A 26,066-nucleotide genomic window follows, 5' to 3' on the forward strand; every position below is an offset into this window, starting at 1 on the left:
GCTACACCGAGCGCTTGGCCGAGGCGGGCGTCGAACCCTCCGTCGGCAGTGTTGGCGACTCGTACGATAACGCTCTCGCCGAGACGGTGATCGGCCTGTTCAAGGCGGAGGTCATCCATCGACGCGGGCCGTGGCGGTCCTTTGAGGCGGTCGAGTACGCCACGCTGGAATGGGTGGACTGGTTCAACCACCGTCGGCTGCTCGAACCAATCGGCCACATCCCTCCCGCCGAGGCGGAGGCACGCTATTATGCCCAGGCCGAGGTCCAAGCCTTGGCCGCCTGAGCCAAACCAAACGGCCTCCGGAAAACCCGGGGCGATTCAGGACCGAGTGCGCCGATTTCGACGCTGCGCGCAGAGAAGCGATGATCTCCCTCCCGGACGTCGCGCGATGGGAGATCCCGAGCGACGGGGACAGGCAAACCTACACGGTGGTCGTCCGGGATGCGGCCGGCGCGCCGATCTACACGGCGACGCTGACGTTCACCGGCCTGAGGCTCAGCGAGGCGGCCGGGTAGGTTCAGCCCGCCGCGCGCATCCGGCGCGCTCCGACATCGGCCCAACTCACCGGCGCCGGACGTCCCGCGTGGACACGGCCGACGCCGGTCAGGGGATGTCGGCCGGCTTGACGTCGATCCGGTCGAACCGGCCGAGGCGGTAGATGAGGAACGACAGGAGCCAAGCCGCCGCGAAGAGGCCGACGATGGCGAAGCCGAGCACGCCGAAATGGTCGTTGATCGCGGCGATCCGCTCCCAGAGCCAGCCCTGGAGGTTGAGCTTGTCCGCCAGGAGGTTCAGCGCCTCCAGCGTGCCGACCACCAGCGCGACCACCACCGACACCAGGGTGATGGTGAGATTGTAGAACAGCTTGCGCATGGGCTGGACATAGGCCCAGCTGTAGGCGCCGAGCATCAGCACGCCGTCGGTCGCGTCGACCAGCGTCATGCCGGCGGTGAACAGCGCCGGGAAGACCAGGATCGTCCAGAGATTGATGCCCTGGCTCGCCTGGGCGGCCGAGAGCCCGAACAGGCTCACTTCCGTGGCGGTATCGAAGCCGAGCGCGAAGAGCAGGCCCAGCGGGTACATGTGCCAGGAGCGCGTCACGAGGCGGAACAGCGGCCGCAGGATCCGGGCGAGGACGCCCTGGTTGGCGAGCAGCATGTCGAGGTCGGCCTCGACGTAGCGGCCGGTGCGCCGCACCTGCCGGAACGCGCGCCAGACCCCCGCGAGGACGACGAGATTGACGAGGCCGATGAGGATCAGGAAGGCGGCCGAGACGCCTGTGCCGATCAGGCCGCCGAGTTCCCGGTAGCCTTCCGAGGCCGTGATCAGGCTGGTGGCGGCCAGCGCCACCGCGGCCGCGGCCACCACCACGACGGTGGAATGGCCGAGGGCGAACCAGAAGCCGACCGAGACCGGCCGCTGGCCCGCCTGCATCAGCTTGCGCGTGACGTTGTCGATGGCGGCGATGTGGTCGGGGTCGACCGCGTGGCGCAGCCCGAAGACGTAGGCCAGCAGCGCGGTCGAGAGCAGGGCCGGCTGCCCCGCGAACAGGCTGTAGGCCCAGGACCAGGCGGCGACGTTGGCCGCGATCAGGACGAGGTAGAGCAGAACGATGCGGCGCCGCACGACGCGGGGCGCCGTGCCATCGGACGGGACGATCGCTTCCATCAAAGCCTTACCCACCCGAATACCGTCCCCTCGGTCCCGTTGCCCGGGCCTGTCGCGTCGCTGCTGCCGTGCAGCACGGAATCCGACATAGCGCAGAAGCGGTCGGCCTGCGGAGTCCCGCAGGCGCGCCCTCTCGCCGGAGCGATGACCCCGGCGGCTGCTTGGACGGGGGCCGCGGGCCCGCCATCAGAACCGCACCGTCACCGAGCCCGTGATCCGCCGGGGCGAGCCCGGATAGACCCGGAACACGTTCAGCGAACTCTCGTAGTACGCGGTGTCGAAGATGTTCTCGACGTTGAGCGCGATCCGGGCGTTGTCGAAGCGGTAGTAGGCGAGCGCGTCGACCGCGACGTAGGCCGGCAGGGTGAAGCCGGAGCCGGCCGCGTCGCCGGCGCGCGCGCCCACGCCCCGCACGCCGCCGCCGATGCCGAAGCCGCGCCACGCCCCCTCCGGCTCGTAGACCGCGAGGAGGCTGCCGGAATGGCGCGGCACGTTGATGAGCGGGGCTCCGACCGGGAGCACGTTGTCCTTGGTCACCCGGGCGTCGGCGTAGACGTAGCCGGCCAGGAGCTTCAGCTCGGGCGTGATCTGCCCCTGGGCCGTCAGCTCGAACCCCTGGCTGCGGACGGCCCCGGCGGCGAGGGAGAAGCCGGTATTGGCGGGATCGGGCGTGAGCACGTTCTCCCGCTCCACCCGGAAGGCGGCGGCGGTGAGGAGCAGGCTGCCGCCGAACAGCTCGGACTTGGCGCCGACTTCGTAGCCGAGGCCGGTCTCCGGCGGCAGGGCCGTGCCGCGGGTCACGGCGGCGGCGTCCGGGCCGATGTTCGGCCGGAAGCTCGTGCCGACGTTGGTGTAGAGGGCGAGTTCCGGGATCGGCCGGTAGACGAGGCCCGCCCGGGGCGACGCGGCGACCCGCGACTGGTCGACCTGACTGCGGACGGCGCGCTCGCGGAAGCTCTGCTCGAAGATGTCGAGGCGCACACCGACGAGCGCCCGCCATTCGGGGCTCAGGACGATCTCGTCCTGCGCGTAGAGGCCGGTGTTGGTGATCCGCTCCAGGTTGTTGCGCGGGATGGTGATCGGCGGCAGCGCCTGCCCGTAGACCGGGGCGTAGATGTCCAGGGCGAACGGGCTCGTGCGGAAGTTCGAGCGGAAGTACTGCGTGCGGCTGTCGGTGCTCTCCCGGTCCATGCCGAGCAGTAGCGTGTGGCCGATGCCGGCGGTATCGAAGCGCCCGACGAGGTCGGCCTGCCCGACGGCCACGTCCCAGCGGTAGTCGCGCACGTTGCGGTCGCGCGAGACCGTGCGGTTGTCGGCAGCGATGGCGCGGATCTCCGCCGACTCGCCCGCGAGATCGCCCGTGTTGAAGTAGGTCGCCAAGCGAAGCTGCCAGTTCTCGTCGAACCGGTGGTCGACGCGGACCTGCAGCGTGTTGTTGTTCTGATAGGTGCTCTGCCCGGGCTCGCCGAGGAAGCGGGAGACGGGCAGGAACCCGAGTTGCCGGTTCAGCGCGATGACGCCCCGGTCGAAGACGATCCGGTTCTTCACGAACTCGGTCTCGACCGTGATCCGCGTGTCCGGGGTGACCTGCCAGCTCACCACCGGCGCGACGAGGAGCCGGTCGCTGTCGACGAAGTCGCGGAAGCTGCCCGCACCCTGGGCGGCGAGGTTGAAGCGGTAGAGCACCGTGCCGTCCGCGCTCAGCGCACCGCCGGCATCGATCGTGCCCCGGGTCAGGCCGAACGAGTCGACCTGGTTGCCGAACTCGACGAACCGCTCGGCGGTCGGCTGCTTGGTGATCAGGTTGACCAGCCCGCCGGGGTCGCTGCGCCCGAACAGGGCCGCTCCCGGCCCCTTGAGCACCTCGATGCGCTCGATGTTCTGGGCGTCGGGCGGCGGCGGCGTCCCGCGATTGAGGGGGAAGCCGTTCTTGTAGATCTCGGAGGTGGTCACGCCGCGGATGGCGTAGCTGAAGATCGACAGGCCGCCGAAATTGTTCTGGCGGGCGACGCCGGGCAGGTAGTCGAAGACCTGGTCGACGCGGGTGGCGGCGATATCGGTGATCGTCTCGCGCGGCGCCACCGACACGGCCACGGGCACGTCGATCTGCGGTGTGGCCGTGCGCGTCGCGCTGACCGCCGCGCCGGCGCCGTAGCCCGGTGTCGGACCGATCAGGCCGATGCTGCCGCGCCCGGACGCCGTCGTCCGGGCGGCGCCCTCGCCGACATGCTCGACCGACAGTTCCTCCAGGGTCACGCTCTCCTGCGCGCGGACCTCCCCGACCGGCACGCCGGCGGACAGCATGGCCGCCAGGGCCAGGCGCGGGCTGCCGCGCCGCGCCCCGGCAGGGCGGGCGCATCCCCGGCGCGGCCTGGGACTCTCGCGGAACGACAATCGTCCAGAACTCGCCACCACACACTCGCTGCTGCCGGCGCGCGGCCACGCGGAGGCGGGCGGCGTCACGCCCGGACGGGCGGCACCGCGCGCTCCGCTGGGGCACCGCGCCCGAGGAACGTCGTCGCGCCGAAGGCCGCCTCCCGTGACGCGCGTCATCGCCGCCGCCGGACCGTCCCGGTGCGCGGCACCGGCGGCCGCGGGGAACGGGCGCGCCCAGTCGACAGGTGCGGGGCAGATCCGGACGCACCGCGCAGCGCGCACCGGATTACCACCCCGGCTCCGGACCGTGCCCGGATAACCTTGGCAGGAAAATACTTGCCGCGGCGACCGCCCGGGTCAACGCCCCGGCAACCGAATGTAATAATGTTGCGACGACAGTGGCGGAACGGCCACAGCACCGTGGCGCCACGGCGGCGAGCGGGGCCGGGGCGGCCTGATCGGGTACGCCGCTCCCGTCAGGGTCTCACATCCGGCCTGGGATCCGGCACGAACCCGTCGCGGTTCGGCATGCGGACGGCGGCCAGGGTGGCGGCATCGAGCACGGCGCTCTCCGGGACGAGCCCGTTCAGGTACAGGACGTAGCCCGAGACCGCGTAGACGTCGTCGGCGCTGAGCGATTGCGGGGCGTTCATCGGCATCGCCCGCCGGATGTAGTCGAACAGGGTCGGCGCGTAGGGCCAGAAGCTGCCGACGGTCTTGAGCGGTTTCGCCGAGGCGAGCGTGCCCTGGCCGCCGGCCAGCCGCTCGCCGGTCCCGCCCTCGCCCCGGCTGCCGTGACACGAGGCGCATTGGGTCTCGAAGACCTCTCGGCCGTGGGCGACGCTGCCCTGTCCGGGCGGCAGCTTCCGGCCGTCCCGGTCGACGTCGATGTTCCAGGCGGCGATCTCGGCCTCCGTGGCCGGACGCCCGATCCCGAGGCGCTCCGTCGCCCGTACCGGCCCGGCGCCGGCGAGCACCAGGGCGATCCCCGCGGCGGCGCGGGCTTCACGCATAGCCATTGGCCACCTCGCCATCCGCGGCGATGCGCCAGGGCACGACCGCGTTGTTGTGGTAGAAGGATTTGAGGCCGCGCACCGCCGTCAGCGCCTCGAAGCCCGGCTGCACGTAGCCGGTCTCGTCGATCGCCCGGCTCGCGATGGTCGTCGGCGTCCCGTCCCAGCGCCAGGGCAGGCGGAACCGCGTCAGCGCCCGGTTGAGCACCGGCTCCTGCAGGGCGGCGTCGCGCCAGCTCCCGCCACCGTCCGTCGAGACCTGCACGACGCGGATCCGCCCGCGCCCGCTCCAGGCGAGGCCGGTGATCTCGTGAAAACCGGGGGCGATCCGCTGCGTGCCCGAGGGCCGCGTGATGATCGACTTGGCCTCCATGACGAAGGTGAATTGCCGCGCCGTGCCGTCCGGCATCAGGTCGGTGTACTTCGACGTCTCCTCGCGGGAAAAGGCCGGCTCCGCCGTGACGTTGAGCCGGCGCAGCCACTTCACGCTCATGTTGCCCTCGTAGCCGGGCAGCAGCACCCGGAGCGGGTAGCCCTGCTGGGGGCGCAGCCGCTCGCCGTTCTGGCTGTAGACCAGCAGGGCGTCGTCGAGGCACTTCGCGATCGGGATACTGCGGGTCAGCGCGGCGGCGTCCGCGCCCTCGGCCACGACCCACCGCGCGTCTGGCTTGAGCCCGGCCTCCGCCAGGACCGTCGCGAGGCGCACGCCGGTCCATTCGGCGCAGCTGACGAGGCCGACGAGGTCCGACGCCGTCTTGCCCTTGATCGCCTCGAAGCCCGGGTTGCCCGAGCATTCGAGGAAGTAGATGTGCGACTCCGACGGGAAGCGGCGGATGTCGTCCATCGTCAGGATGAGCGGCGTCTCGACGAGTCCGTGGATCATCAGCCGGTGCTGGGCGGGATCGATGTCCGGGATGCCGCCGTGGTGGCGCTCGTAGAACAGGCCGTTGGGCGTCAGGATGCCGTCGAGATCCTGCAGCGGCGTGCGGCTCGACGCCGAGATGTACTGCTTCAGACCCTTCGGGACGTTGCGGATGACGCCCTCCTCGAAGCGCGAGGGCCGGCCGTAAGTCTGGCTGCCGACATCGGCGCCCGGGACCTTCATCCATTCGGGAACGGCCGGAGGCGCCGCCTCGTCCGATCGGGCCGGCCCGCCCGCGAGGACGGCCGCGGCCGCCGCCGCGCCTTGTGCGAGGAAGCGGCGCCGCGCCGGCGGCGATTCGTCGTCCTGGCTCATCGCATGGCACTCCGCCTCGCCCCGCCCGCCGGGGCAGGCCCAGAGTCTCACGCAACGGCGCTCCCTCCTAGTCCCGTCGGAACGGCGCCCGGCGCGCGGTCCGGGGACGGACATGCGCGACGAGCAGGGCCGCCGTCACGATGTGGAGGCCGTCAGCGCGAACCCGTCTCGTGGTGCGCCCGCAGGCGTCGCAGGGCCTCGAGATCGAAGACCTCGTCCGCGCGCCCGTAGCCGCCATCCACGACCTCGTCGACCAGGACCATGGTGTGCGGGCGCGCGGCCTCCCCGAAGAAGGAGACCAGCAGATCCGTCGTGCGGTGGATCAGATCCGCCTTCTGCGGACCGGTCATCATGCCCTGCGGGATCTTGAAATTGGCGAACGGCATCGATCGTCTCCAGGCTGAACTGATGAAACACGGGTCGCGCCCGCGCGGCGACGCGGATCTCCTCGCGGATCTCCGCGCGCACCTCATTCCTGCGCCGCGCGGGCCGCGTGAGCGGCCTCGTTCAGGGTCGCGACGGCCGCGTCGAAGCGGTGCTCGGCCTCGGCGTTGCGCTGGAAGGCGACGCGCTGCACCAGGATCTCGGCCGGCGTCGGCCGCTGCTGGAACAGGGCCATCACCTCGTCGATGAAGTCGGCCAGCGGTAGGTAGCCCGCACGGGTGGCCTGGCCGGGCGTGAGATCCGTCTGGACCGCCGGCGGCACCAGCTCGATCACCTCGACCCGGCCCTTGAGGACCTCGCGCAGCGAGACCGTGTAGCTGTGGATCGCCGCCTTCGTCGCCGAGTAGGTCGGTGTGGTCGTCAGGGGCACGAAGGCCAGCCCGGACGACACGTTGATCAGCGCCGCGTCCGGCCGTGTGACCAGATGCGCGACGAAGGCATCCGTCAGACGGATCGGGCCGAGCAGGTTGGTGGTGATCGTCGCCTCCGCGTCGGAGAGGTCGCGCGCCTGATCCAGCGCCTCGAAGCGCATGATGCCGGCGTTGTTGATCACCACGTTCAGGGCCGGGTGCTCAACCGTGACGCGCCGGGCGAACGCCGCGATGTCTCCGGCATCCGCGATGTCGAGGGGCATCGCGTGCAGGCCCGGGCGGCCGGCCGTGACCCGTTCCAGCGCCTCCACGCGGCGACCGGCGACGATGACGGTGTTGCCGAGGTCGTGGAAGCGATGGGCGAGCGCGGCTCCGATCCCGGACCCGCCGCCCGTGATGAGGATCGTGTTGCCGGAGGTTTTCATGATGGCGACCCCGTTGTTGTCGCCGCAGAGAGTATGGTTGACACTCTCCGCCCTGAAGTAGGCACCGAAAAGATTTGTACGCACCGAAAGGAGAGTGTCGAATGCGCAGGGCTGCCCCGGATCCCGCGATCGAGGCGAAGCGGCGCGGGCCACCCCCGCAGGACGTCGATCCGGCGATCGAGGCCCTGGTGAACGACATCATCGGCCAAGTGGCCGACAAGTGGACCATGCTGATCCTCGAGGCCCTGGAGGAGCACGGCACCCTCCGGTTCACGCAGCTCGGCCGGGCCGTGGGCCGGATCAGCCAGAAGATGCTGACGCAGACCGTCCGCCAGATGGAGCGGGACGGTCTCGTCCGGCGGACGGTGCATCCGGTGATCCCGCCGCGCGTGGACTACACGCTGACGCCGCTGGGCCGGAGCCTGGGCGCCGCGTTCTGCGGCGTGTGGATCTGGGCCGAGACGCACCACGCCGAGATCGAGCGGGCCCGGCGGGCGTTCGCCGCGGCGGCCGAAGCTCCGGATCTTCCCGCCGACGCCGAGGCACCGTGAGGACGGAGGGCTTCCCGATCGCGGTCTGGCCGCGGAGGACGGAGGGGCGTGCGGCCCTGGCGGGCTCGCCCGCGCGGGGCGGCCCCGCGCCTATTAACTGTCGAGCGGAAGAGCGATGTCGTCCTTCTCCAATGGTCTCGCCAAACTTGGCGTTTCAGTCTAGCGTCTAGACTGAATTCGGCGGCAAGGCGGGCGCATCATGCAATCCACCCCTCCGTACGGTGAGCCGCCGCTCCCGATCAGTTCCGACGCGATCGCCGACGGCCCGAAGGTCCCCGGCGCGGCGCGGCGTCGCTCCGTGGTCGCGGGCGCCATCGGCAACACGCTCGAATGGTACGATTTCGCCACCTACGGGTATTTCAGTGCCGTCATCGGCCGGAACTTCTTCCCGTCCGACAGCCCCACGACGTCGCTGCTCTCGGCCTTCGCGGTGTTCGCCGCCGCCTTCTTCATGCGCCCGATCGGCGGCATCGTGTTCGGCCACATCGGCGACCGCTACGGCCGGAAGACAGCCCTGCTGCTGTCGGCGGGCCTCATGGCGGTCTCGACCTTCCTGATGGGCTGCCTGCCCACCTACGCGTCGGCCGGACTCCTCGCGCCCGTCCTGCTCGTGGTGCTGCGGCTCGGCCAGGGTCTCTCCGTCGGCGGCGAGTACACCTCCTCGGCCATCTTCCTGTCCGAGACCGCAGCACCGGCGCGCCGCGGTCTGACCGGCAGCCTCGCCTGCATCGGGGCCGCCGGAGGCATCCTGCTCGGCTCCATTGCCGGGACGCTCGTCACCGGCCTGCTCACGCCGGAGGACGTGCACCAGTGGGGCTGGCGCCTGCCGTTCCTCTTCGGGATCGTGCTCGGCATCTTCATCTTCGCCCTGCGTCGCCATATCGACGACGATCACGTCGAGACCGTGTTTCGCGAAGATCGGACACCGACGGACCAGCGCTCACCGCTGCGCACGGCCGTCGAGATCGACGGCTCCGCCATGCTGCGCGCCTTCGCGATGAATCTCGGCCTGGCGTGCGGCTTCTACGTGGTGTTCGTCTACCTCGTGACGTTCATGCACACCGTGTCGGGCCTCCCGCAACACACGGCGTTTCTCATCAACTCCCTCGCCATGGTGGTTCAAGCCGTGTGCATCCCGATCGCCGGAGCCCTGTCCGACCGCTTCGGGCGCAAGTGTGTTCTGGTTCTGACCGGGGCGGGCCTGACAATCCTGTCATGGCCGCTCTTCATGCTGCTGACCACCGGCGACACGCTTCTGATCGTCCTGAGCCAGGTCGCGTTCGCGATCCTGATCGCCGGCAACGCCGCCGTCGTGCCGACGGCGTTCGTCGAGATGTTCCAGCACCGCTCGCGCTGCACGGCCCTGGCAATCAGCTTCAACGCCTCGATGGCGCTGGTCGGGGGCACCGCCCCGATGGCCGCGACGTGGATCGTCCACCACCTGGCCTGGCCCACGGGGCCGGGCCTCTACGTCGCCGTGCTGTCGGCCATCTCGCTCGCCGCAGTCCTCACGATGCGCGATCGGACCGGAGAATCGCTCGCGTGAGAGGATCGGCGCGCGGGGGGCGACACGCGGAGGCCGAAGTCACATTGCGGCTCTCACAGAGCCGACGCCCCCATCGGTCGGCGCTCGTCTCGACGGTGCCGGGCGTCCGATCGGCGGCAATCCGGGCGGCGCGGTCAATAGGTCACCCTCACTAGTGGAAGCCGAGAGCGGCTCAGCTAAAATCGACTGAGGGAGACAGAAGAGAGCCTGTCCAGCAATGATCGGGTGAGCACTGCGGAGATCTCTTCTTGCTCGACGCGGTCATCGCCATGACCGGCAGACGGGCATCGGCGCTCCCGAGGGACCTGGAGCATGGGATTCGACGTGACACGACCTCTCTGGCGCTCAGTCTCATCCCGCCTCGTCGTCGTGTCCTTCTCAGTCCTGATGATCGCGCCGGCGGCGCGGGCGGCCAGCACTCTGGAGGCGGCTCTCCGCGCGGTGCCGGATTCCGTCCTGGCGACGCCTGACCCGATGCCGATCGTCTTCATGGACGTCCAGGCGCTGTCCCGGGCCGCCGGCGGCGCGCTGAGCGACGCCGGCCTGCGGCGCATGGCCTTCGCGCAGAGCATCCGCCCGCTGAACGCCCTCAGCTACGGCGGCGCGCAGACATGGACCGAGAAGGCCGGCATCCCGTTCGAGGACATCTCGTATTTCGCGGCCTTCGGCCAGCCTCCGGCGCGCGTCACTCACTGGGGTCTGGCGACGAAGGCGGCAGCCGACACCCTGGTCGCCAAACTGAAGGACAGGAACTTCCGGCCGGTCCCGACCGCGCCGCGCATTCTCGCCAACGGGGAGCCCCGCGCCCTGAATCTCAGGGCCCGGCAGCCGACCGATCCCTGGTCCGGCCCGATGGGCGAGACCAGCGCGATCCTGGCGATCGATCGCGTCATCGCGCAGGCGTCCGCGGCCGCAGATCTGGAGACACGCGTCGGGGGCGGCCGGAGCGCGGCGGATCACGAGGCGGTCGCCACAGCGCTGACGGGTCTGGCCGCCGCGGATGAGCGCGACCCGGGCGCGATCCTTCAAGCGGCCGTCGTGACGCCGCTGATGGGGATCACCCCCGACGATCCTGCCGCCCTCCTGTCGGCGACGACCGATCTGGCCGCGCAGAGGAAGGCGATCGAGGGTCAGCGCGAGCGCGGACGGGACGGCGTCCCGGCTTATGCCGGCGGTATCGTGGCGGACTATCAAGGGAAGAACGGTCCGGCCCTGCTCGTATCCCTCGCCTATCCCGATTGCCGGACGGCCGACAGGGCCGTCTCCGCGCTGAAGGCGCGTTGGCGAGCCGGCATGGCCCCTGCGGCCTCCGTCGACGGCCGCTCGGTCGAGAGCCCACAGCGCGGCTGTGCCGCCGTCCTCCGCGTCGATCGTGCCGCGGGTGCGAACACCCCGTTCGGAGAGTTCCTCGGGACCTCCCTGCAGCGCGGCTTCAATGTCCTGCAGATCGGGTCGCAGCGATGACCGGGCTCCGACGCGCCGGACCGGAGCACGACTGTCCCGGCCGGCACGGTCGAGACGCGGTCGAGGCGCGGCTTTCCTAGGCCTCGGCCGCCCTGGGCGCGGCCGGGTCGCCGGTCGCCCCGAGTTCGGCGGCGAACTTGCCGAAGAACTCGTCGGCGAGCTTGCGCGCGGTCGCCTGCATGAGCCGGCCGCCCAGCGTCGCGATCTTGCCGCCGACCTCGGCCTTGGCGGTGTAGGTCAGGAGCGTCTCGCCGCCCTCCGCCGCGAGGCTGACGGCGGCGCGGCCCTTGGCGAAGCCCGCCATGCCGCCGTTGCCCTGGCCGACGAGGCTGTAGCCCTCGGGAGGGCGCATGTCCTCCAGGCGGACCGTGCCCGCGAAGGTCGCCGAGACCGGCCCGACCTTGAGGGCGACCTTGGCCGTCATCTCCTCCGGGGAGGCCTGCACCAGCTCCTTGCAGCCGGGGATGCAGCGGGCCAGCACCTCCGGATCGTTCAGCGCCGCCCAGACGGCCTCCCGCGCGACCGGGATCCGATACGCGCCAGTGATGTCCATCCTGGTCTCCTCTTGACACTGCGCCGCCCACCGGCCGGTGCGGGCGCTCAGACCGCGCAGTAGCGCGCCTGGATCTCGGGATCGTCCCGCAGCGCGGCCGCGGGGGCGTGGTAGACGACGGCGCCGCCGTCGACGATGTAGACGCGGTCGGACACGTCGAGGGCGAGCTCGACGTTCTGCTCCACGAGCAGGATCGTGGTGCCGGCCCGCTTCATCGCGACGAACTGCGCGAACATCTCCTCGACCAGGATCGGCATGATCCCCTCCGAGGGCTCGTCGAGGAGCACCATCACGGGCTCGGCCATGAGCGCCCGGGCGATGGCGAGCATCTGCTGCTCGCCGCCCGACATCGTGACCGCCTCCTGCTTCAGGCGCTGCTTCAGCCGCGGGAAGGTCTCGGCGATGACCTCGATCCGCCGCGCCTCGTCGCGGCGCGTCGCGCGCGCCCCCCGTCCTGCCCCCCTGGCGGCCAGGATGCCGAGGCGCAGGTTCTCCTCCACGGTCAGCCCCGGCACGATGCGCCGCTCCTCCGGCACGTAGGCGAGGCCCTGGTGGAAGCGCTCGTGGGGCGGCCGGTGGAGGATGTCGGCGCCCGCGAAGGTCACGCGCCCCTCGCGCTTCGCCACGAGGCCCATGATCGCCTTCAGCGTGGTGGTCTTGCCGGCGCCGTTGCGGCCGACCAGCGTGACGATCTCGCCGGGGCGCACCTCCAGCGAGAGGCCCTGCAGGATGTGGGAGTGGCCGTACCACGCCCGCAGGTCCTCGACCGCCAGGAGCGGCTGCGTGACGGCGGCGCTCATGCGGTCGTGCCCGTGATCTTGCCCGCCGTGTTGCCCAGGTAGACGCGGCGCACCTCCGGATGCGCCCGGATGTCGTCGGGGCTGCCCTCGGCCAGGAGCTGGCCCTGGTGGAGGACGACGAGGCGCCGGCACAGGCCCATGACGAGCTTCATCTTGTGCTCGACGAGGATCAGCGTCCGGGTCTCGGCGAGGCGCTGCACGAGGTCCATCATCTCGCGCGTCTCCTCGGGGCTCATCCCGGCGGTCGGCTCGTCGAGGAGGAGGAGGCTCGGCTCGGCGGCCAGCGCCACCGCGATCTCTAGGGCGCGCTGCTCGCCGTGGGCGAGTTCGCGCGCGAGGCGGTCCATCCGGGCGCCGAGCCCGACCTCGCCGAGGAGTTCCTCGGCCCGCTCCGCCAGCTCGGGATAGGCCGCGCGGTCCCGGAAGAACGCGAAGCGGACCCGCCGAGCCTGGGCGGCCACCCGCACGTTCTCGCGCACCGTGAGGTGCGGGAAGACGTTGGTGATCTGGAACGACTTGGCGATGCCCATCCGGGCGAAGGCGTGCGGGGCCGCGCCGGTGATGTCGCGCCCGCGGAACAGCACGCGGCCCTCGCTCGGCGGGAAGGCGCCCGAGATCAGGTTGAAGAAGGTCGACTTGCCCGCCCCGTTCGGTCCGATGATCGCGGTGATGCCGCCCTCCGGGAACGCGACGGTCACGTCCGACAGGGCGCGGAAATGCCCGAACCGCTTGCCGAGGCCCTCCGTGGCGAGGATCGGCGGCGCCGCCACGGGCGCCGTGGCGGGCGCGGCGACGACCGGGGCGGCGCTCACCATCCGGCCCTCCTCAGGCGCGCCAGCGCCTCGCCCCAGATGCCGAGCGGCAGGAACAGCACGAAGGCGATGAAGACGGCGCCGACGAAGAGCTGCCAGTGGCTCGTCACGGTGGCGAGCCCGTCCTGAAGGAGCGCGAAGGTCGCGGCGCCGACGAAGGGCCCGAAGAAGGTCCCCATGCCGCCGAGCAGCGCCATCATCACGGCCTGGCCGGAGGTCGAATAGTGCATCGTCTCGATCGGCACGATCGAGAGGTGGATCGCCTGGAGACCGCCCGCGAGGCCGCACAGGGCCCCGGAGATCACGAAGGCCGCGAGCTTCATGCGGCGCACGTCGTAGCCGCAGGCCTGCGCCCGGCCCTCGTTCTCGCGGATCGCCTCGAGGGCGGCCCCGAAGGGCGACGACAGGAGGCGCGAGAACAGCCAGACCGCGACGCCGACCACCGCCAGCGCGGCGTAGTACTTCACCACCGGGTCGAGGAGATTGAGGCTGAAGCCCGGCAGGGCGAGCGCCGGCACGTTGATGCCGCGCAGGCCGTTCTCGCCGCCGGTGAAGGCCTCCGCTTGGTAGAAGGCGTAGTAGACGCACATCGACAGCGCCAGGGTCGTCATCGCGAAGTAGATGCCGCGGGTGCGGATCGCCAGCACGCCCATGACGGCGGCGATGAGTGTCGCGAGCAGCGTGCCGGCGACGAGCGCCAGGGCCGGGTGCAGCCCGTAATGGACGATGGCGATGCCGCAGCCGTACGCGCCGCCGCCCAGGAAGGCAGCGTGGCCGAAGGACAGGAGCCCGGTATAGCCGAACAGCAGGTTGAACCCGAGGGCGTAGAGCCCGAGCACCAGGATGTTCACGGCGAGGGCCTGGTAGGGCGCGATCCAGGGGAACACGAGGAGGAAGGCGAGCGTCAGGGCGACGCGGTGCCGGCCGCACCACGCCACCCGGCGCCCGGCCCGGCCGGAGCCCGGCCGGGCCGCCGGCAAGGTAGCCGGAAGGGCGCCTCCCTTCGTGACGGCGGGGGAGGGGGCGCGGGCGCTCATCCGAGGGCCCCGGCCCGGCCGAGGAGGCCCCGGGGCCGCACGAGCAGCACCAGGGCCATGAGGGCGAAGATCGCCATCTTGGTCATGTCGGGGGCGACGAGCGACGTCATCGCCACCACGATCCCGACGACCAGCCCGGCGAGCACGGCCCCGGCCAGCGAGCCCATGCCGCCCACCACCGTGACCACGAAGGCCTCGGCGAGCACCGGGATCCCCATCTCGGGCGTGACGCCCTGCAGCGGCGCGGCGAGGATGCCGGCGAGCCCGGCGAGCGCGCAGCCCAGGGCGAAGACCGCGAGCCAGACCTTGGTGATCTCGATGCCGAGCACCTGCACGATCTGCGGGTCGCGGGCGCCGGCCCGGATCACGAGGCCGAAGGGCGTGCGCTCGATGAACAGCCACAGGACGCCCACCACCGCCAGCGCGAATCCGATCAGGAACAGGCGGTAGAGGGGGAAGTAGCCGATGCCGATGTCGACCGCGCCGCGCAGCTCGGGCGGCGCCCCGAAGGGCAGGCCGGTCAGCCCGAAGGCGATGCGCACGCTCTCGACCATCACGTACGACAGGCCGAAGGTGAGGAGCAGCGGGTCGTCGATGCCGCGCCCGTAGAGGGGGCGCACGAGCACGCGCTCCACGGCGAGCCCGAGGAGCCCCATCGCCAGCGGCGCCGCGACGAGACTCAGCCAGAAGCTGCCGGTGTAGCCGTACAGGAAGACGCCGACATAGGCGCCGACCATGAAGAACGCGCCGTGGGCGAAGTTGACGACGTTCATCAGCCCGAAGATCAGCGACAGGCCGATGCCGACGAGCACGTAGATCGCCCCCAGCGCGATGCCGGTCACGAGCTGGAGGGCGAGGAGATCGAGGGGGAAACCGCCGATCGTGATGGCGCTCAAGGCCGCGCCCTCCCGCGGGTTCGCATGGGGCGCCTCACGCCTTGTGCCCGAGTTCGTCGCAGCCGCGCAGGAAGCGCTCGTCGGGCCCCTCCGTGCCGAGGATCGTGAAGACGTCGTCCGGCGTCTTCATGTCCTTCGACTTCGCCTCGACGATCAGGACCGACTGCACCGACTGGTGGTCGCATTTCCGGAAGCTCTGCGGACCCTTGTAGAAGTCGGCCTTCAGAGCCTCCATGGCGGCCACGACCTTGTCGGTCTCGACCGATCCGGCGGCCTTCACGCCCTCCAGCACCGAGCGGATGCCGGCATAGCCCAGCGCCCCGTAATCCGACGGGACGGCGCCGTTGTAGGCGGCGCGGAACCGGTCGTTGAACGCCTTGGCGGAGGGCACGCTGTCCTCCAGGCGCCAGTAGTAGGAGGTGCCGCCGATCACGCCGTCGAAGGCGTCGCCGCCGGCCTTGCGGGCGGTGAAGAGCAGGACCGGCGCGACGAGCTTGGTGGTGCGCTTCAGGCCGAACTCGGTCGCCTGCTGGATCGAGACGACCTGGTCCCGGCCGAAATTGCACAGGCAGAGCACGTCGGGCTTGAGCGCGGCGATCCGGGGCAGGAAGGCCGAGTAGTCGGAGGCGCCGATCGGGTGGCGGATGTCGGCCACGACCTCGATGCCCGAGGCCTCGCCGGCGCGCTTGAACCCGCGCATCATCTCGTGGCCGTACGCGTAGTCCGCGCTGAGGAAGGCGACGCGCTTGCCCGATTTCGGGAAGACGTAGCGGCCGACCGCGCCCGCGGTCATGTGCGGGTTCAGGGCCTCGTGGAAGGTCGTGCGGCCGAAATCCTTGGCCTCGTTGATCGCGTCGGACTGGCTGATCGAGTTGTAGATCACGCCGCGCTCGCGGGCGACGTTGTTGATCGACAGGGTCACGGCCGCCGAGAGGCCGCCGACCAGGAAGTTGACCTTGTCCTTCTCGATCAATTCGAGGGTCCGGGTCGCCGCCTCGCCGGGGTTGAGCTTGTCGTCGCGCACGAGGAGCTCGGCCGTGCGGCCCTGGAAGCCGCCGGCCTCGTTGAACGTCTTGACGGCGAGCTGGGCGGCGCGGACCTGGTCGTTCGCCTCGGCCCCGAAAGCGCCGGTGAGCGGCACCGGGAAGCCGATCCGGATCGGGCCTCCGGTCGAACCGCCTTGCGCGATCGCGGAGCGCAGGAGCGCCGGGGCGGCGAGCGCCAGCGCGGATGCGGCGGCGCTGCCCTGGAGCAGCCGGCGCCTGTCGAAGCCCGTTCCCATTCCCGTCCCTCCGTCGGCGTTTCCTGATCGGGACCGGTCTCTTCGGCGGACCGTGCCCCGTGATGGTCGATGTGTCCTGACCCGAAAGGGTCATCCGTCCTCGCGAGCGCAGCGAAGCGATCCAGGGATCCGCCACGTTCGGCAGCGTCCCGCTGCCCTGGGTTGCTTCGCTGCGCTCGCAAAGACGGGGAAGCCCGCAGCCGGTTTCAGATCAGTCCCAGCGCCTCCAGCACGACCTCGGGCGTCACCGGCTGGCGCGCGACACGGGCGTTCAGCGGCGCGAGCGCGTCGTTGATGGCGTTGACGACCGCGGCCGGCGCGCCGGCGGTGCCGGCCTCGCCCGCGCCCTTGGCGCCGATCTCGGACGACGCGGTGGCCGAGACCACGTGGGCGACCGCGATATCGGGCATCTCGCCGGCCATCGGCACGAGGTAGTCGGCCATCGACCCGTTCAGCAGCTGGCCCTCGCCGTCGTAGAGGCAGTGCTCGAACAGGGCCCCGCCGATCCCCTGGACGATGCCGCCGCGGATCTGCTCGTCGACCAGGAGCGGGTTGAGCACGGTGCCGCAATCCTCGACGCACCAGTGCTTGAGCAGCCGCACGAAGCCCGTCTCGGTGTCGACCTCGACGTAGGAGGCCTGCACGCCGTTGGTGAAGGCGAAGGGGTAGTCCTTGGGCACGTAGTGCCGGGTCGCCACGAATTCGGGCTGCACCCCCGGCGGCAGCGTGTCGGGGCGGAAGTAGACGATGCGGCCGAGCTCCGCGAGCGGCATGCGCTCGGTCCCGGTGCCTGCGTCCACCACGGCGCCGTCGCGGACGTCGAGGCTTTCCGGATCGGCCTGCAGGATCGCGCCCGCCACCACCAGGACGTTGCCGCGCAGCGCCTTGCCGGCCTGCCACGCGGCCTCGCCGCCGATGCCGGCCCCGCGCGAGGCCCAGGTCCCGCCGCCGTAGGGCGTCGCCTGCGTGTCGCCGGAGATCACCCGGACCTTGTCCATCGGCACGCCCGTGGCGGTGGCCACGATCTGCGCGATGATGCCCTCGGTGCCCTGGCCCTGCTCGGTGACGCTGACCGACGCGACGACGCCGCCCTGCGGATCGAGCCGGATCGTGCAGCCGTCCTGGGAGGAGATGCGCGCGCCGCCGACCCCGTAGAAGGCCGCCGACGGGTTGGTGATCTCGATGAAGGCCGCGAGCCCGATGCCCCGGTGGATCCCCCGCCGGCGCAGGTCCGCCTGCTCGGCCCTGAGACCGTCGTAATCCATCATCGCCTTGAGCTTGGCGAGCGCCGCCTGGTGGGACAGCTTCTCCAGCTTGATCCCCGAGACGCCCGCGCAGGGATAGGCGTCGTCCGGGATGACGTTGCGCTCGCGCACGGCCAGGGGGTCGAGGCCGAGCCGGGCGGCGCCGAGATCGACGAGCCCCTCGGCGACCATCGTGGCGATCGGGTGGCCCACCGCCCGGTACTGGCAGGTCGGCGCCTTGTTCTGGAGCACGACGCGGGCGCGGGCCCGGTAGTGCTGGTGCCGGTAGGGGCCGCCGGTCAGGTTGACGACCTGGTTGGCCTCGACCGCGCTGGTGCGCGGGTAGACCGAGTAGGGCCCGATGCCCGTGAGGTCGTCCATGTCGAGGGCGAGGATGTCGCCCTCGGCCGAGAAGGCCATCCGGGCGGTGACCCGGTGGTCGCGGGCATGGATGTCGCTCTGGAAGCTCTCCAGCCGGTCGGCGACGAACTTGACCGGGCGCTTGAGCATCAGCGCCAGCGCGCAGGTCGCCATCTCGTCGGGGTAGATGTGGACCTTGATCCCGAAGGACCCGCCGACATCCTTGCAGATCACCCGCACCGCCCCCTCGGGGAGGGCGAGGTGCTTGCACAGGATGTCCTGCATCATGTGCGGCGCCTGGAAGGAGTGGTGGACGGTGAGCATCCCGTCCGCCGCCGCCCAGTCGGCCAGGATCGCCCGCGGCTCCAGGCACACGCCCGTGTGCCGGCCGAACTGGAAGGTCTCCTCGACCACCAGAGCCGCGTCGCGGAAGGCCGCGTCGACGTCGCCGACGTTGAGGACGCGCTCGAAGGCGAGGTTGTCGCCGAGCTCGGCGTGGATCGCGGGCGTCGCGGGATCGAGCGCCGTCTCCATGTCGACGACGGCGGGGAGCGGGTCGAACTCGACCGTGATCGCCGCGAGCGCGTCCTCGGCCTCGGCCCGGCCGTGCGCGACGACCGCGCAGAACGGCTCGCCGACCCAGGTCACCCGGTCGAGGGCCAGGGCGTGCTGGGGCGCCGAGCGCAGGCCCTTGAAGTGGCCGAGCACGCCGACCCACGGCGTGCACACGGCCGCCAGTTCGGGCCCCGTCACCACGGCGATCACGCCGGGCATCGCCTTCGCGTCCGCGGTGTCCAGGGCGACGATGCGGGCGTGAGCGTGGGGGCTGCGCAGGAAGGCGACGTGGCCGAGGCGGGCGACGGCCACGTCGTCCACGTAGACGCCCCGTCCCTCGAGCAGGCGCCGCGCGTTCGGCCGCGGGACGGAGCGGCCGATATAGCTGTTCGGCCGGTCGAGGAAGGTGAGGCCGCCCGGATCCGCGCTCATTCGGCGGCCTCCAGGCCGGCATCCCTGCCGGCATCCCGGCGGCCTTGCCCGCGCGCCTCGGCGGTCGACGCGATGGCGTCGACGATGGCGTGGTAGCCGGTGCAGCGGCAGTAATTGCCCGCGATCGCCGCGCGGATCGCCTCGCGCGAGGTGGCCGCGTCCGCGTCGTCCAGAAGCTCGGCGGCCGTCACCAGCATGCCGGGGGTACAGTAGCCGCATTGCAGGGCGTTGCGGGCGTGGAAGGCGTCCTGCAGGTCGCGGATGCGCCCGCTCTCGGTCAGGCCCTCCACGGTCTCGACGGTGGCGCCGTCGGCCTGGACGCCGAGCATCAGGCAGGACCGCACCGCCCGGCCGTCGACCAGGATCGTGCAGGCGCCGCACACGCCGTGCTCGCAGCCGAGATGCACGCCGGTGAGGCCGAAGGACTGGCGCAGCAGGTCGCCGAGATGCATCCGGGCGGGGACATGCGCCCGCACGGCCTCGCCGTTCAGCGTGAAGGCGACCGCGTGCGCGCGGTCGGGGTTCTCAGACGCCATCGGGACCGTCCTCCTGCGCGCTGCCGCCGCGCATCCTCGCCGCCACGCGGCCGAGGATCACGCGGGCGAGGTGGAGCCGCGTCGCGGCCTTGGTCGTCGGGTCGTCCGGCGGGTCGAGCTCACCGGCGAGCGCCGCCTGGGCGCCCGCGAGATCGCCGGCCTCCAGGGCCGCCGCGGCGTCGCGGGCGAGCACCGGCCGGTCGGCCACGCCGAAGAAGGCGAGGCGCAGGTCCGACAGGCCGCCCGCGGACCGCCGCCCGGTCGCCGCGAGGCCGACGAGGGCGTAGTCGCCGTGGCGGCGCGACAACTCCTCGAAGCCCCAGACCGCGTCGGCCCCCGGCACCGGGAACTCGATCGCCGTGACGATCTCGCCGGGCTCCAGGGCCGTCGTGTAGAGGCCCTGGAAGAAATCGTCCGCCGGGACGCGCCGCTCGGCCCCGGGCCCGCGCACCACGATCGAGGCGCCCGCGGCGAGGCAGCAGGCGGGCCACTCGGTGGCCGGGTCGGCCAGCGCCACCGAGCCGCCGATCGTGCCGCGGTTGCGGATCGCCGGATGGGCGATGTGCGGCAGGGCGGCGGCGAGCAGCGGCAGGCGCTCGCGCACGAGCGCCGCGGTCCCGACGTCGCGGTGGCGCGTCATGGCGCCGATCCGCACAATGCCGCCGGCCTCGCCGCCGGCCTCCGAGACGCCGGTGAGTTCGGGGATCGCGTTGAGGTCGACCAGCAGGCCGGGCGCCGAGAGCCGCATGTTGAGGGCCGTGACGAGGCTCTGGCCCCCCGCCAGAGGAACGGCGTCCTCCCCGTGCTCGGCGAGCAGGGCCAGCGCCGCGTCGAGCGAGGCCGGACGCGCGTAGGCGAAGTCGGGCGCCTTCAAGCCCTGGTCCTCCTCCCGATGGGCTTGCCCATGACCGCGCCGATGGGACAGGCTGGAGGCCCTTATTGATCGTTCGCTCAATAGAAGGCGAAACCGAGATGGCGTCAAGCAGGCCGGCGGACAGTGACGGTCGCGTGCCGACCGGCCGGCGGCTGACGCCGGAGGCCCGCGAGCGCCAGATCGTCGAGGGCGCGGTCGCCTACTTCGCCGAGGTCGGCCTCGACGGGCACACCCGGGAGCTCGCCCGCCGGCTGGGCATCACGCAGCCGCTGCTGTTCCGCTACTTCCCGACCAAGGCGGCGCTGATCGAGCGCATCTACGAGGAGGTCTATCTCAGGCGCTGGGATCCCGGCTGGGAGGCGACGGTGCGCGACACCGCGCTCCCCGTCCTCGAGCGCTTCCGGCGCTTCGAGATCGACTACCAGCGCCGGATCGACGACTACGCGTGGCTGCGGATCTTCGTCTCGGCGGGCCTCAAGGGGTTCGATCTGCCGAGCCGCTACCTCGGCATGGTCCGCGCGCGCATCTTCGCGCCGCTGCTCGCCGGGATGCGCGCCGAGTCGAACCTGCCGGACCCTGAGGTGCAGCCGCTCGCCGCGGACGAGTTCGAGCTCCTGTTCGGCATCCACGGCGCGCTGGTCTACGTCGGCCTGCGCTCGCGGGTCTACGGCATGGACGGCACGGCGGACCGCGACGCGGTCCGGGCCGCCATGCTCGACGCCGCGCTTCCGGGGCTGCTCGCCACCCACCGCCGGGTGGTGTCGGCGGCGCGGTCGTCCGACGCGCTGTAGGGCCATCCCGGGATCCCCGGATCACGGGAGGCGCCGGTCCAGCCCGCCCGCGTCACCGAAGCGGGCCGCCGCGGCGATGACTTTCGCGGGAACTGCGTTAGCCTCGCGGGCCGGAGGAACGCCATGACCCAGGGAACGGAACCGGCGGCGCTGCCGCCCCACTTGGCACAGGAATACGCGGCGGCGCGGGACAACGGCTGCGTCGGCACCCGGCTGCTCTCGGAGGATGACCGCTCCCGGGTCTGGACCATCGTCCTGGCGCCCGGCGCGCGGATCGGCTTCCACACGCACGTGCTCGACTATTTCTGGACCGCGGTGACGGCGGGGCGGGCCCGCTCGCATTACGGCGACGGGCGGGTCGCGGAGGTCGATTACCGCGCGGGCGACATCCAGCACCTGTCGTTCGGGCCGGGCGAGTCGATGACCCACGACCTCGCCAATATCGGCGACACGGAGCTGATCTTCACCACCGTCGAGTTCCTGGACAGCGCGAACCCGCCCCTCGCGCTCCCGGCCGCCGTGCGCGCGGAGGCGACCCGCCGCGCGGCCTAAGCGCGGGGGACATCGGGCGGGACCGCCGTCCCGGCCATCACCGCCTCGGGGCTGCGGAACCGCTCCGCCGCCGCCCGCTCGGCCGCGCCGCGCTGCTGCGCCTGCAGGTACGCGCCGAGATCGCGTCCCCGCGCCACGACGGCCGCGCCGTAGGCGCGTCGGCGCGCCTCGAAGGCCGTGAGCGCGGCGTCCACGTCGGCGCCGGCCGCGTCCAGGGCGTCCGCGAGGGCGGCGGCGTCCTCCATGGCCTTGGTCGCGCCCATCCCGACATGCGGCCGGGCCACGAAGGCGGCGTCGCCGATCAGCGCGACGCCGCGCGCCGGGATCATGGTCGGCGTCTCGATGTCCAGGATCGCCTGCAGGAACGGCTGCTCGGCGCGCAGCATGACCTCGGCGAAGGGCGGCGCGAGGATCCGCGCCGCGTCGGCGCGCATCGACTCCAGCACCGCGGCCTTGATGCGGCCCGGCGGGATGGAGAGGGCGTGGCGGACGCCGCCGGTATCGGTCAGCAGCGCGGCGAGCGCGGCCTCCTCGGTCGGCCTGTACCAGACCGCGTTGAAGCACAGCCCGGCGGCCTCGTCCGCGCGCCCGGGCACGGGATAGCCGAGGATCTGCTCGCCCGGAGGCAGGCAGAACGCGAAATGGCCGCCGATCGCCTCCCGGGTCGCCGGCGCGAGGGCTGCCGCGTCGACGACGGCGCGCCACGCCACGTAGCCGGCGTAGCGCGGCGCGACACCGCTCAGGAACCGGGACCGCACCGTCGAGAACTGCCCGTCGGCGCCGACGAGGAGATCCGCGGAGATCCGGCGACCGTCCTCGAAGAAGGCGACGACGCGCGCGCCGTCGGGCTCGACCGCGGCGAGCGCCGCGCCGTAGCGGACGCTGTCCGGGGGCGCGGCGTCCAGGAGCAGGCCGTAGAGCCGTCCCCAACTCGCCAGCACCTGCGGCAGGCTCCGTTCCGCGATCACGGTCCCGTCCCGGTCGAGGACCCGGCGGCCCTCGACGGTGACGCCGAGATCGCCCGCCCCGGCCGGAGCACCGCAGCGCGCCAGCACCGCCCGGAGGCCGGGATGCGTGACGATCCCCGCCCCGCGGCCCGTGAGCGCGGCCGCCGACCGCTCGAACACCGTGACGGCGTGGCCGCTCCGCGCGAGCAGGCACGCCGTGGTCAGTCCGGCGATCGAGCCGCCGATGACGGCCACGTCCAGTCGCTTCATGCAGCCCTCGAACCGGGACGGCGGTCCCGACCGCGCCCAGCATGGACGCGCCCGACCGGCCGGCCAAGATCGAAATCGCCGCGGGGCGCCGCGCTAGACCGGCCGCACCAGCCGGTCGAGCCGCATCCGGGTGATCGCGCCGATCTCCTCCAGGGCCGTCGCCTCCTCGTCCGCGACCGCGCGCGCGAGGCGCTCCTCGAACAGCGCGCGGATCTCGCGCAGGTCCCGGCCGCGCACGGCGACGATGAACGGGAAGCCGAACCGGTGCCGGTAGGCGGCGTTCAGCCGGTCGAAGGCCGCGGCGTCCGCCTCCGTCAGCCGGTCGAGGCCGGCGCTGCCCTGCTCCTGCGCGGAATCGGCGGTCATCGCCCGGGCCCGGGCTTCCGGGCCGGCGAGTTCGGGATGGCCGTTGAGGAAGGCCAGGCGCACGTCCGGCGGCGCCGCGCGCACGGCCGCCATCATCGCCCCGTGGAGAGCGTCGAGGTCGGCGAAGGGCGCCGCGCCGTGGGCGGCTCGGGCGACCCAGGGCGCGTGCTCGAAGACGCCGCCGAGATACGCGACGAAGGCGTCGCGCTCGAGGGCGTTGAGGCGGTCGAGGTCGATCATGCCGCTCAGCTTCCGCGATAGGTGGTGAAGCTCGACGGGGCGCACAGCATCGGCACGTGGTAATGCTGCTTGGCGTCGAAGACGGTGAACCGCACGACCGGGTTGTCGATGAAGATGTCGGCCTCCGCCGTGCCGGCCCGGCCCTGGAAATACGGGTCGACGAAGAATTCCAGCTGATACTGGCCGGTCTCGGCCTTGTCGGCCGGGAGGATCGGCGCGTCGGTCCGGCCGTCGGCGTTGGTGACGACGCTCTTCACGAGCCGCCACTGGCCGTTCTCGAGGACGGAGAAGTCGATCCGGACCCCCGCGACGGGGCGGCCGCGATCGGTGTCGAGGACGTGTGTGGTGATGCCCGCCATGCCGGGTCTCCTTGTCGCGTCGGGGATCGGACGGGTCAGCTGCCGCGGTAGTAGGAATAGCCCCAGGGCGTGAACAGCACCGGCAGGTGGTGGCGCTGGCTCGCGTCGCGGATCCGGAACCGGATCGGCACGAGGCCGAGGAAGTTCGGGGTCGGGAGCTTCACGCCCAGGTTCGCGAAATACGCCTCGAGGTGCAGCACCAGCTCGTAGCGGCCCGCCTTGAAGGCCTCGTCGACCAGGAGCGGCTCGGCGGTCCGGCCGTTCGGCGCGGTGGTGACCGTCCGGATCGGCCGGTAGCCGGTGCCGTCGTGCATCGCGAGGTCGCAGACCATCCCGGCACCGGGCGTGCCGTGGAAATTGTCGATGGCGTGCAGGGTCAGCCGCGGCGAGAGGCCGGCCTGCGACACGGGCGCGGTGTTCAGCGTGCCGGGCTTGGTCGGGGAACCGGCCGGAGCATTGGCCGGAGCCGCCGCCGGAGCGGGCATGCCCTGCGCCAGCGCCGGGCCCGCGGAGACCGCGGCGGCGGCGCCGAGCCCCGTCGCGACGAGGCCGCGCCGCGTCAGAGCGTGTCGTTCGGGTCCGTGTTCCAAGAAAGCCTCCCTCTCGTGCAGCGGTTCACGCCGGCTCGTGCGCCGCGCGGGCCCGGGCGCGCCGACCCATCTCCGGCGTCGCCGGCGGGACGAAGGCCAGGATCAGGACGAGCGCCGCGGCCTCGACGGCGGCGACCAGCCAGAGGCCGGTCGCGACCGAGCCGGTCTGCTCGCGCAGGTAACCCATCGCCGCCGGCGCTCCGAAGCCCGCGAGGTTGGCCACCGAGTTGATGAGCGCGATGCCGGCCGCGGCCGCCGACCCGGCCAGGAAGCGGCCGGGGATCTGCCAGAAGACCGGGATCGCGCTCATCGTGCCGACGATCGCCACCCCGAGCATGAGCAGCGCGAGGACCGGCGCGCCCGCGATGAAGACGCCGGTGAGCGCGATGGCCAGTGCCCCGATGAAGGCCGGGACCCCGCAATGCAGCCGCGCCTCGCCGGTCCGGTCCGAGTGGCGGCCGTTCAGGATCATCCCGGCGCCGCCGCAGAGATAGGCCGCCGACATGATCCAGCCGACCGTCAGCGGGTCGGTGAAGCCGGCGTCGCGCACCACGCTCGGGCCGAAGAAGGTCAGGGCCGAGTTCGCCGTGACGATGCAGAAGAAGATCGCGATGCACTGCCAGACGCGCGCGTCCTTCAGCGAGGCGAGGATGCGGTGCTCGCGGTGGCCGAGGGCCGCGGCGTCGCGCGCGAGGTCGGCCTCGACCAGCGCCTTCTGCTCCGCCGTCAGCCAGCCGGCCTTGGCGGGCCGGTCCGTGAGGTAGAACAGCGTGACGATCCCGGCCAGGATCGACGGGATGCCCTCGAGCAGGAACACCCACTGCCAGCCGGACCAGCCGTTGACGCCGTGCATCCCCGACATGATCGCGCCCGCGAGCGGCCCCCCGATGACGCCGGCCAGCGCCGAGGCGGACATGAACAGCCCGAACACCTTCGCCCGGCGCTCGCTCGGATACCAGTAGGTCAGGTACAGGATGACGCCGGGATAGAAGCCGGCCTCGAAGACGCCGAGCAGGAAGCGCAGGACGTAGAAGAACGCCGGCGTGGTGACGAACATCATCGCCACGCAGCAGAGCCCCCACAGCAGGGTGATCCGCGCGATCGTCTTGCGGGCGCCGATATGCTCCAGCAGCAGGTTGCTCGGCACCTCGCACAGGAAGTAGCCGATGAAGAAGATCCCTGCGCCGATGCCGTAGACGGTCTCGCTGAACCGGAGCTCGGCCAGCATCTGCAGCTTGGCGAAGCCGATGTTGACCCGGTCGATCCAGGACAGGATCCACAGGACCATCAGGAATGGCAGCAGCCGCCACGTGATCCGGCGGTAGGCGTCGTCCAGGCGCGCGGGCGCCGCGAGGGCCGGCATGTCGGTCGCGTGGTGCGCCTGGATCGTCATGGCTGGCCCCACAAGGTTGCCCCATCCGGAACGGGGCGTTGGAATTCCGAGCGATGCAGGACGGCTGCCAGTCTCGCGCC

Annotated in this window: 27 protein-coding genes; 7 read left to right on the top strand and 20 right to left on the bottom strand. The window is 71.8% G+C overall.

The window, feature by feature from the left end; all coding sequences use genetic code 11:
• Both C4T42_RS10990 and C4T42_RS10995 read left to right on the top strand, forming a co-directional pair.
• Nucleotides 1-284 (top strand): integrase core domain-containing protein (locus tag C4T42_RS10990; protein ID WP_146073995.1); only part of this gene is annotated, 284 nt, incomplete at its 5' end.
• Complete coding sequence (locus C4T42_RS10995) at nt 281-517, top strand: hypothetical protein (RefSeq protein WP_103985147.1); 237 nt, start codon at nt 281-283, stop codon at nt 515-517. The genes C4T42_RS10990 and C4T42_RS10995, both read left to right, overlap by 4 nt.
• A gap of 88 nt (nt 518-605) precedes the next feature.
• Here C4T42_RS10995 and C4T42_RS11000 read toward each other — a convergent pair whose 3' ends face one another.
• The 6 genes from C4T42_RS11000 to C4T42_RS11025 form a co-directional block, all read right to left on the bottom strand.
• Complete coding sequence (locus tag C4T42_RS11000; RefSeq protein WP_103985095.1) at nt 606-1,670, bottom strand: HoxN/HupN/NixA family nickel/cobalt transporter; 1,065 nt, start codon at nt 1,668-1,670, stop codon at nt 606-608.
• A gap of 186 nt (nt 1,671-1,856) precedes the next feature.
• Nucleotides 1,857-3,974 (bottom strand): TonB-dependent siderophore receptor, encoded by a 2,118-nt coding sequence (locus C4T42_RS11005; protein WP_020094426.1) that lies wholly within the window; start codon nt 3,972-3,974, stop codon nt 1,857-1,859.
• Between the two features lie 548 nt (nt 3,975-4,522).
• The gene (locus C4T42_RS11010; protein WP_244603196.1) at nt 4,523-5,065 is read right to left on the bottom strand and encodes a cytochrome c; all 543 of its coding nucleotides are present in this window, start codon (nt 5,063-5,065) and stop codon (nt 4,523-4,525) included.
• On the bottom strand, nt 5,052-6,296 hold the full coding sequence (gene soxC / locus C4T42_RS11015; protein WP_103985097.1) for a sulfite dehydrogenase: 1,245 nt from the start codon (nt 6,294-6,296) through the stop codon (nt 5,052-5,054). Before soxC ends, C4T42_RS11010 begins: the two co-directional genes overlap by 14 nt.
• Nucleotides 6,297-6,448: 152 nt before the next feature.
• Nucleotides 6,449-6,682, bottom strand: a complete 234-nt coding sequence (locus tag C4T42_RS11020) for a tautomerase family protein (protein ID WP_020094429.1) — start codon at nt 6,680-6,682, stop codon at nt 6,449-6,451.
• An 83-nt stretch (nt 6,683-6,765) separates the two neighbouring features.
• Nucleotides 6,766-7,536, bottom strand: coding sequence for an SDR family oxidoreductase (locus C4T42_RS11025; protein ID WP_020094430.1), 771 nt, complete (start codon nt 7,534-7,536; stop codon nt 6,766-6,768).
• Between the two features lie 101 nt (nt 7,537-7,637).
• On the opposite strand from C4T42_RS11025, the gene C4T42_RS11030 reads away from it, so the two are divergent.
• The 3 genes from C4T42_RS11030 (at nt 7,638) to C4T42_RS11040 (ending at nt 11,097) form a co-directional block, all read left to right on the top strand.
• Entirely contained in the window at nt 7,638-8,087 is a 450-nt protein-coding gene (locus tag C4T42_RS11030) for a helix-turn-helix domain-containing protein (protein WP_020094431.1), read from the top strand.
• A 199-nt stretch (nt 8,088-8,286) separates the two neighbouring features.
• A complete protein-coding gene (locus C4T42_RS11035; RefSeq protein ID WP_103985098.1) occupies nt 8,287-9,633 on the top strand; it encodes an MFS transporter in 1,347 nt (448 codons plus the stop codon).
• Between the two features lie 324 nt (nt 9,634-9,957).
• Nucleotides 9,958-11,097 carry a hypothetical protein gene (locus C4T42_RS11040; RefSeq protein ID WP_244534888.1) on the top strand — a complete coding sequence of 380 codons (1,140 nt, stop codon included), beginning with the start codon at nt 9,958-9,960 and terminating at the stop codon, nt 11,095-11,097.
• A 76-nt stretch (nt 11,098-11,173) separates the two neighbouring features.
• Here the strand turns inward: C4T42_RS11040 and C4T42_RS11045 are convergent, their stop codons facing one another.
• The 9 genes from C4T42_RS11045 to C4T42_RS11085 all read right to left on the bottom strand — a co-directional run bounded on the left by C4T42_RS11045 (nt 11,174) and on the right by C4T42_RS11085 (nt 20,478).
• On the bottom strand, nt 11,174-11,650 hold the full coding sequence (locus C4T42_RS11045) for a carbon monoxide dehydrogenase subunit G (protein WP_100251661.1): 477 nt from the start codon (nt 11,648-11,650) through the stop codon (nt 11,174-11,176).
• A gap of 47 nt (nt 11,651-11,697) precedes the next feature.
• The gene (locus tag C4T42_RS11050; protein ID WP_100251662.1) at nt 11,698-12,450 is read right to left on the bottom strand and encodes an ABC transporter ATP-binding protein; all 753 of its coding nucleotides are present in this window, start codon (nt 12,448-12,450) and stop codon (nt 11,698-11,700) included.
• Entirely contained in the window at nt 12,447-13,265 is an 819-nt protein-coding gene (locus tag C4T42_RS11055; protein WP_100251663.1) for an ABC transporter ATP-binding protein, read from the bottom strand. The genes C4T42_RS11050 and C4T42_RS11055 overlap by 4 nt, the downstream gene beginning before the upstream one ends.
• On the bottom strand, nt 13,259-14,299 hold the full coding sequence (locus C4T42_RS11060) for a branched-chain amino acid ABC transporter permease (RefSeq protein WP_103985099.1): 1,041 nt from the start codon (nt 14,297-14,299) through the stop codon (nt 13,259-13,261). Before C4T42_RS11060 ends, C4T42_RS11055 begins: the two co-directional genes overlap by 7 nt.
• On the bottom strand, nt 14,296-15,195 hold the full coding sequence (locus tag C4T42_RS11065; protein WP_103985100.1) for a branched-chain amino acid ABC transporter permease: 900 nt from the start codon (nt 15,193-15,195) through the stop codon (nt 14,296-14,298). Before C4T42_RS11065 ends, C4T42_RS11060 begins: the two co-directional genes overlap by 4 nt.
• A 34-nt stretch (nt 15,196-15,229) precedes the next feature.
• Nucleotides 15,230-16,477, bottom strand: a complete 1,248-nt coding sequence (locus C4T42_RS11070; RefSeq protein ID WP_020094439.1) for an ABC transporter substrate-binding protein — start codon at nt 16,475-16,477, stop codon at nt 15,230-15,232.
• A 206-nt stretch (nt 16,478-16,683) separates the two neighbouring features.
• Nucleotides 16,684-19,068, bottom strand: a complete 2,385-nt coding sequence (locus C4T42_RS11075; RefSeq protein ID WP_020094440.1) for a xanthine dehydrogenase family protein molybdopterin-binding subunit — start codon at nt 19,066-19,068, stop codon at nt 16,684-16,686.
• On the bottom strand, nt 19,065-19,604 hold the full coding sequence (locus C4T42_RS11080) for a (2Fe-2S)-binding protein (RefSeq protein ID WP_020094441.1): 540 nt from the start codon (nt 19,602-19,604) through the stop codon (nt 19,065-19,067). Before C4T42_RS11080 ends, C4T42_RS11075 begins: the two co-directional genes overlap by 4 nt.
• Nucleotides 19,594-20,478 (bottom strand): xanthine dehydrogenase family protein subunit M, encoded by an 885-nt coding sequence (locus C4T42_RS11085; protein WP_020094442.1) that lies wholly within the window; start codon nt 20,476-20,478, stop codon nt 19,594-19,596. Before C4T42_RS11085 ends, C4T42_RS11080 begins: the two co-directional genes overlap by 11 nt.
• 134 nt (nt 20,479-20,612) lie before the next feature.
• Here C4T42_RS11085 and C4T42_RS11090 point away from each other — a divergent pair, with 134 nt between their 5' ends.
• Nucleotides 20,613-21,269: a TetR/AcrR family transcriptional regulator gene (locus C4T42_RS11090; protein WP_020094443.1), complete on the top strand. Its 657-nt coding sequence runs from the start codon at nt 20,613-20,615 to the stop codon at nt 21,267-21,269.
• A gap of 123 nt (nt 21,270-21,392) precedes the next feature.
• Complete coding sequence (locus C4T42_RS11095) at nt 21,393-21,821, top strand: hypothetical protein (RefSeq protein WP_020094444.1); 429 nt, start codon at nt 21,393-21,395, stop codon at nt 21,819-21,821.
• Here the strand turns inward: C4T42_RS11095 and C4T42_RS11100 are convergent.
• The 5 genes from C4T42_RS11100 to C4T42_RS11120 all read right to left on the bottom strand — a co-directional run bounded on the left by C4T42_RS11100 (nt 21,818) and on the right by C4T42_RS11120 (nt 25,986).
• Nucleotides 21,818-23,038 carry an FAD-dependent oxidoreductase gene (locus tag C4T42_RS11100; protein WP_020094445.1) on the bottom strand — a complete coding sequence of 407 codons (1,221 nt, stop codon included), beginning with the start codon at nt 23,036-23,038 and terminating at the stop codon, nt 21,818-21,820. The genes C4T42_RS11095 and C4T42_RS11100 overlap by 4 nt on opposite strands.
• Before the next feature lie 93 nt (nt 23,039-23,131).
• Nucleotides 23,132-23,644 carry a 2-oxo-4-hydroxy-4-carboxy-5-ureidoimidazoline decarboxylase gene (gene uraD / locus C4T42_RS11105; RefSeq protein ID WP_020094446.1) on the bottom strand — a complete coding sequence of 171 codons (513 nt, stop codon included), beginning with the start codon at nt 23,642-23,644 and terminating at the stop codon, nt 23,132-23,134.
• Nucleotides 23,645-23,649: 5 nt separating this feature from the next.
• Nucleotides 23,650-24,003: a hydroxyisourate hydrolase gene (uraH, locus tag C4T42_RS11110; RefSeq protein ID WP_020094447.1), complete on the bottom strand. Its 354-nt coding sequence runs from the start codon at nt 24,001-24,003 to the stop codon at nt 23,650-23,652.
• Nucleotides 24,004-24,038: 35 nt separating this feature from the next.
• The gene (gene uraH / locus C4T42_RS11115) at nt 24,039-24,593 is read right to left on the bottom strand and encodes a hydroxyisourate hydrolase (RefSeq protein ID WP_020094448.1); all 555 of its coding nucleotides are present in this window, start codon (nt 24,591-24,593) and stop codon (nt 24,039-24,041) included.
• A 25-nt stretch (nt 24,594-24,618) separates the two neighbouring features.
• A complete protein-coding gene (locus C4T42_RS11120; RefSeq protein ID WP_020094449.1) occupies nt 24,619-25,986 on the bottom strand; it encodes an MFS transporter in 1,368 nt (455 codons plus the stop codon).
• Between the last annotated feature and the right edge of the window lie 80 nt (nt 25,987-26,066).

It is taken from the genome of Methylobacterium sp. 190mf (assembly GCF_900107945.1).
Lineage (GTDB): Bacteria > Pseudomonadota > Alphaproteobacteria > Rhizobiales > Beijerinckiaceae > Methylobacterium.

Excerpts from the sequence above, each read along its gene's own strand:
- C4T42_RS11000 (WP_103985095.1), bottom strand. The coding sequence starts at position 1,670 with ATGGAAGCGATCGTCCCGTCCGATGGCACGGCGCCCCGCGTCGTGCGG.
- C4T42_RS11005 (WP_020094426.1), bottom strand. The coding sequence starts at position 3,974 with ATGCTGTCCGCCGGCGTGCCGGTCGGGGAGGTCCGCGCGCAGGAGAGC.
- C4T42_RS11010 (WP_244603196.1), bottom strand. The coding sequence starts at position 5,065 with ATGGCTATGCGTGAAGCCCGCGCCGCCGCGGGGATCGCCCTGGTGCTC.
- soxC (WP_103985097.1), bottom strand. The coding sequence starts at position 6,296 with ATGAGCCAGGACGACGAATCGCCGCCGGCGCGGCGCCGCTTCCTCGCA.
- C4T42_RS11020 (WP_020094429.1), bottom strand. The coding sequence starts at position 6,682 with ATGCCGTTCGCCAATTTCAAGATCCCGCAGGGCATGATGACCGGTCCG.
- C4T42_RS11025 (WP_020094430.1), bottom strand. The coding sequence starts at position 7,536 with ATGAAAACCTCCGGCAACACGATCCTCATCACGGGCGGCGGGTCCGGG.
- C4T42_RS11030 (WP_020094431.1), top strand. The coding sequence starts at position 7,638 with ATGCGCAGGGCTGCCCCGGATCCCGCGATCGAGGCGAAGCGGCGCGGG.
- C4T42_RS11035 (WP_103985098.1), top strand. The coding sequence starts at position 8,287 with ATGCAATCCACCCCTCCGTACGGTGAGCCGCCGCTCCCGATCAGTTCC.
- C4T42_RS11045 (WP_100251661.1), bottom strand. The coding sequence starts at position 11,650 with ATGGACATCACTGGCGCGTATCGGATCCCGGTCGCGCGGGAGGCCGTC.
- C4T42_RS11050 (WP_100251662.1), bottom strand. The coding sequence starts at position 12,450 with ATGAGCGCCGCCGTCACGCAGCCGCTCCTGGCGGTCGAGGACCTGCGG.
- C4T42_RS11055 (WP_100251663.1), bottom strand. The coding sequence starts at position 13,265 with ATGGTGAGCGCCGCCCCGGTCGTCGCCGCGCCCGCCACGGCGCCCGTG.
- C4T42_RS11060 (WP_103985099.1), bottom strand. The coding sequence starts at position 14,299 with ATGAGCGCCCGCGCCCCCTCCCCCGCCGTCACGAAGGGAGGCGCCCTT.
- C4T42_RS11070 (WP_020094439.1), bottom strand. The coding sequence starts at position 16,477 with ATGGGAACGGGCTTCGACAGGCGCCGGCTGCTCCAGGGCAGCGCCGCC.
- C4T42_RS11075 (WP_020094440.1), bottom strand. The coding sequence starts at position 19,068 with ATGAGCGCGGATCCGGGCGGCCTCACCTTCCTCGACCGGCCGAACAGC.
- C4T42_RS11080 (WP_020094441.1), bottom strand. The coding sequence starts at position 19,604 with ATGGCGTCTGAGAACCCCGACCGCGCGCACGCGGTCGCCTTCACGCTG.
- C4T42_RS11095 (WP_020094444.1), top strand. The coding sequence starts at position 21,393 with ATGACCCAGGGAACGGAACCGGCGGCGCTGCCGCCCCACTTGGCACAG.
- C4T42_RS11100 (WP_020094445.1), bottom strand. The coding sequence starts at position 23,038 with ATGAAGCGACTGGACGTGGCCGTCATCGGCGGCTCGATCGCCGGACTG.
- uraD (WP_020094446.1), bottom strand. The coding sequence starts at position 23,644 with ATGATCGACCTCGACCGCCTCAACGCCCTCGAGCGCGACGCCTTCGTC.
- uraH (WP_020094447.1), bottom strand. The coding sequence starts at position 24,003 with ATGGCGGGCATCACCACACACGTCCTCGACACCGATCGCGGCCGCCCC.
- C4T42_RS11120 (WP_020094449.1), bottom strand. The coding sequence starts at position 25,986 with ATGACGATCCAGGCGCACCACGCGACCGACATGCCGGCCCTCGCGGCG.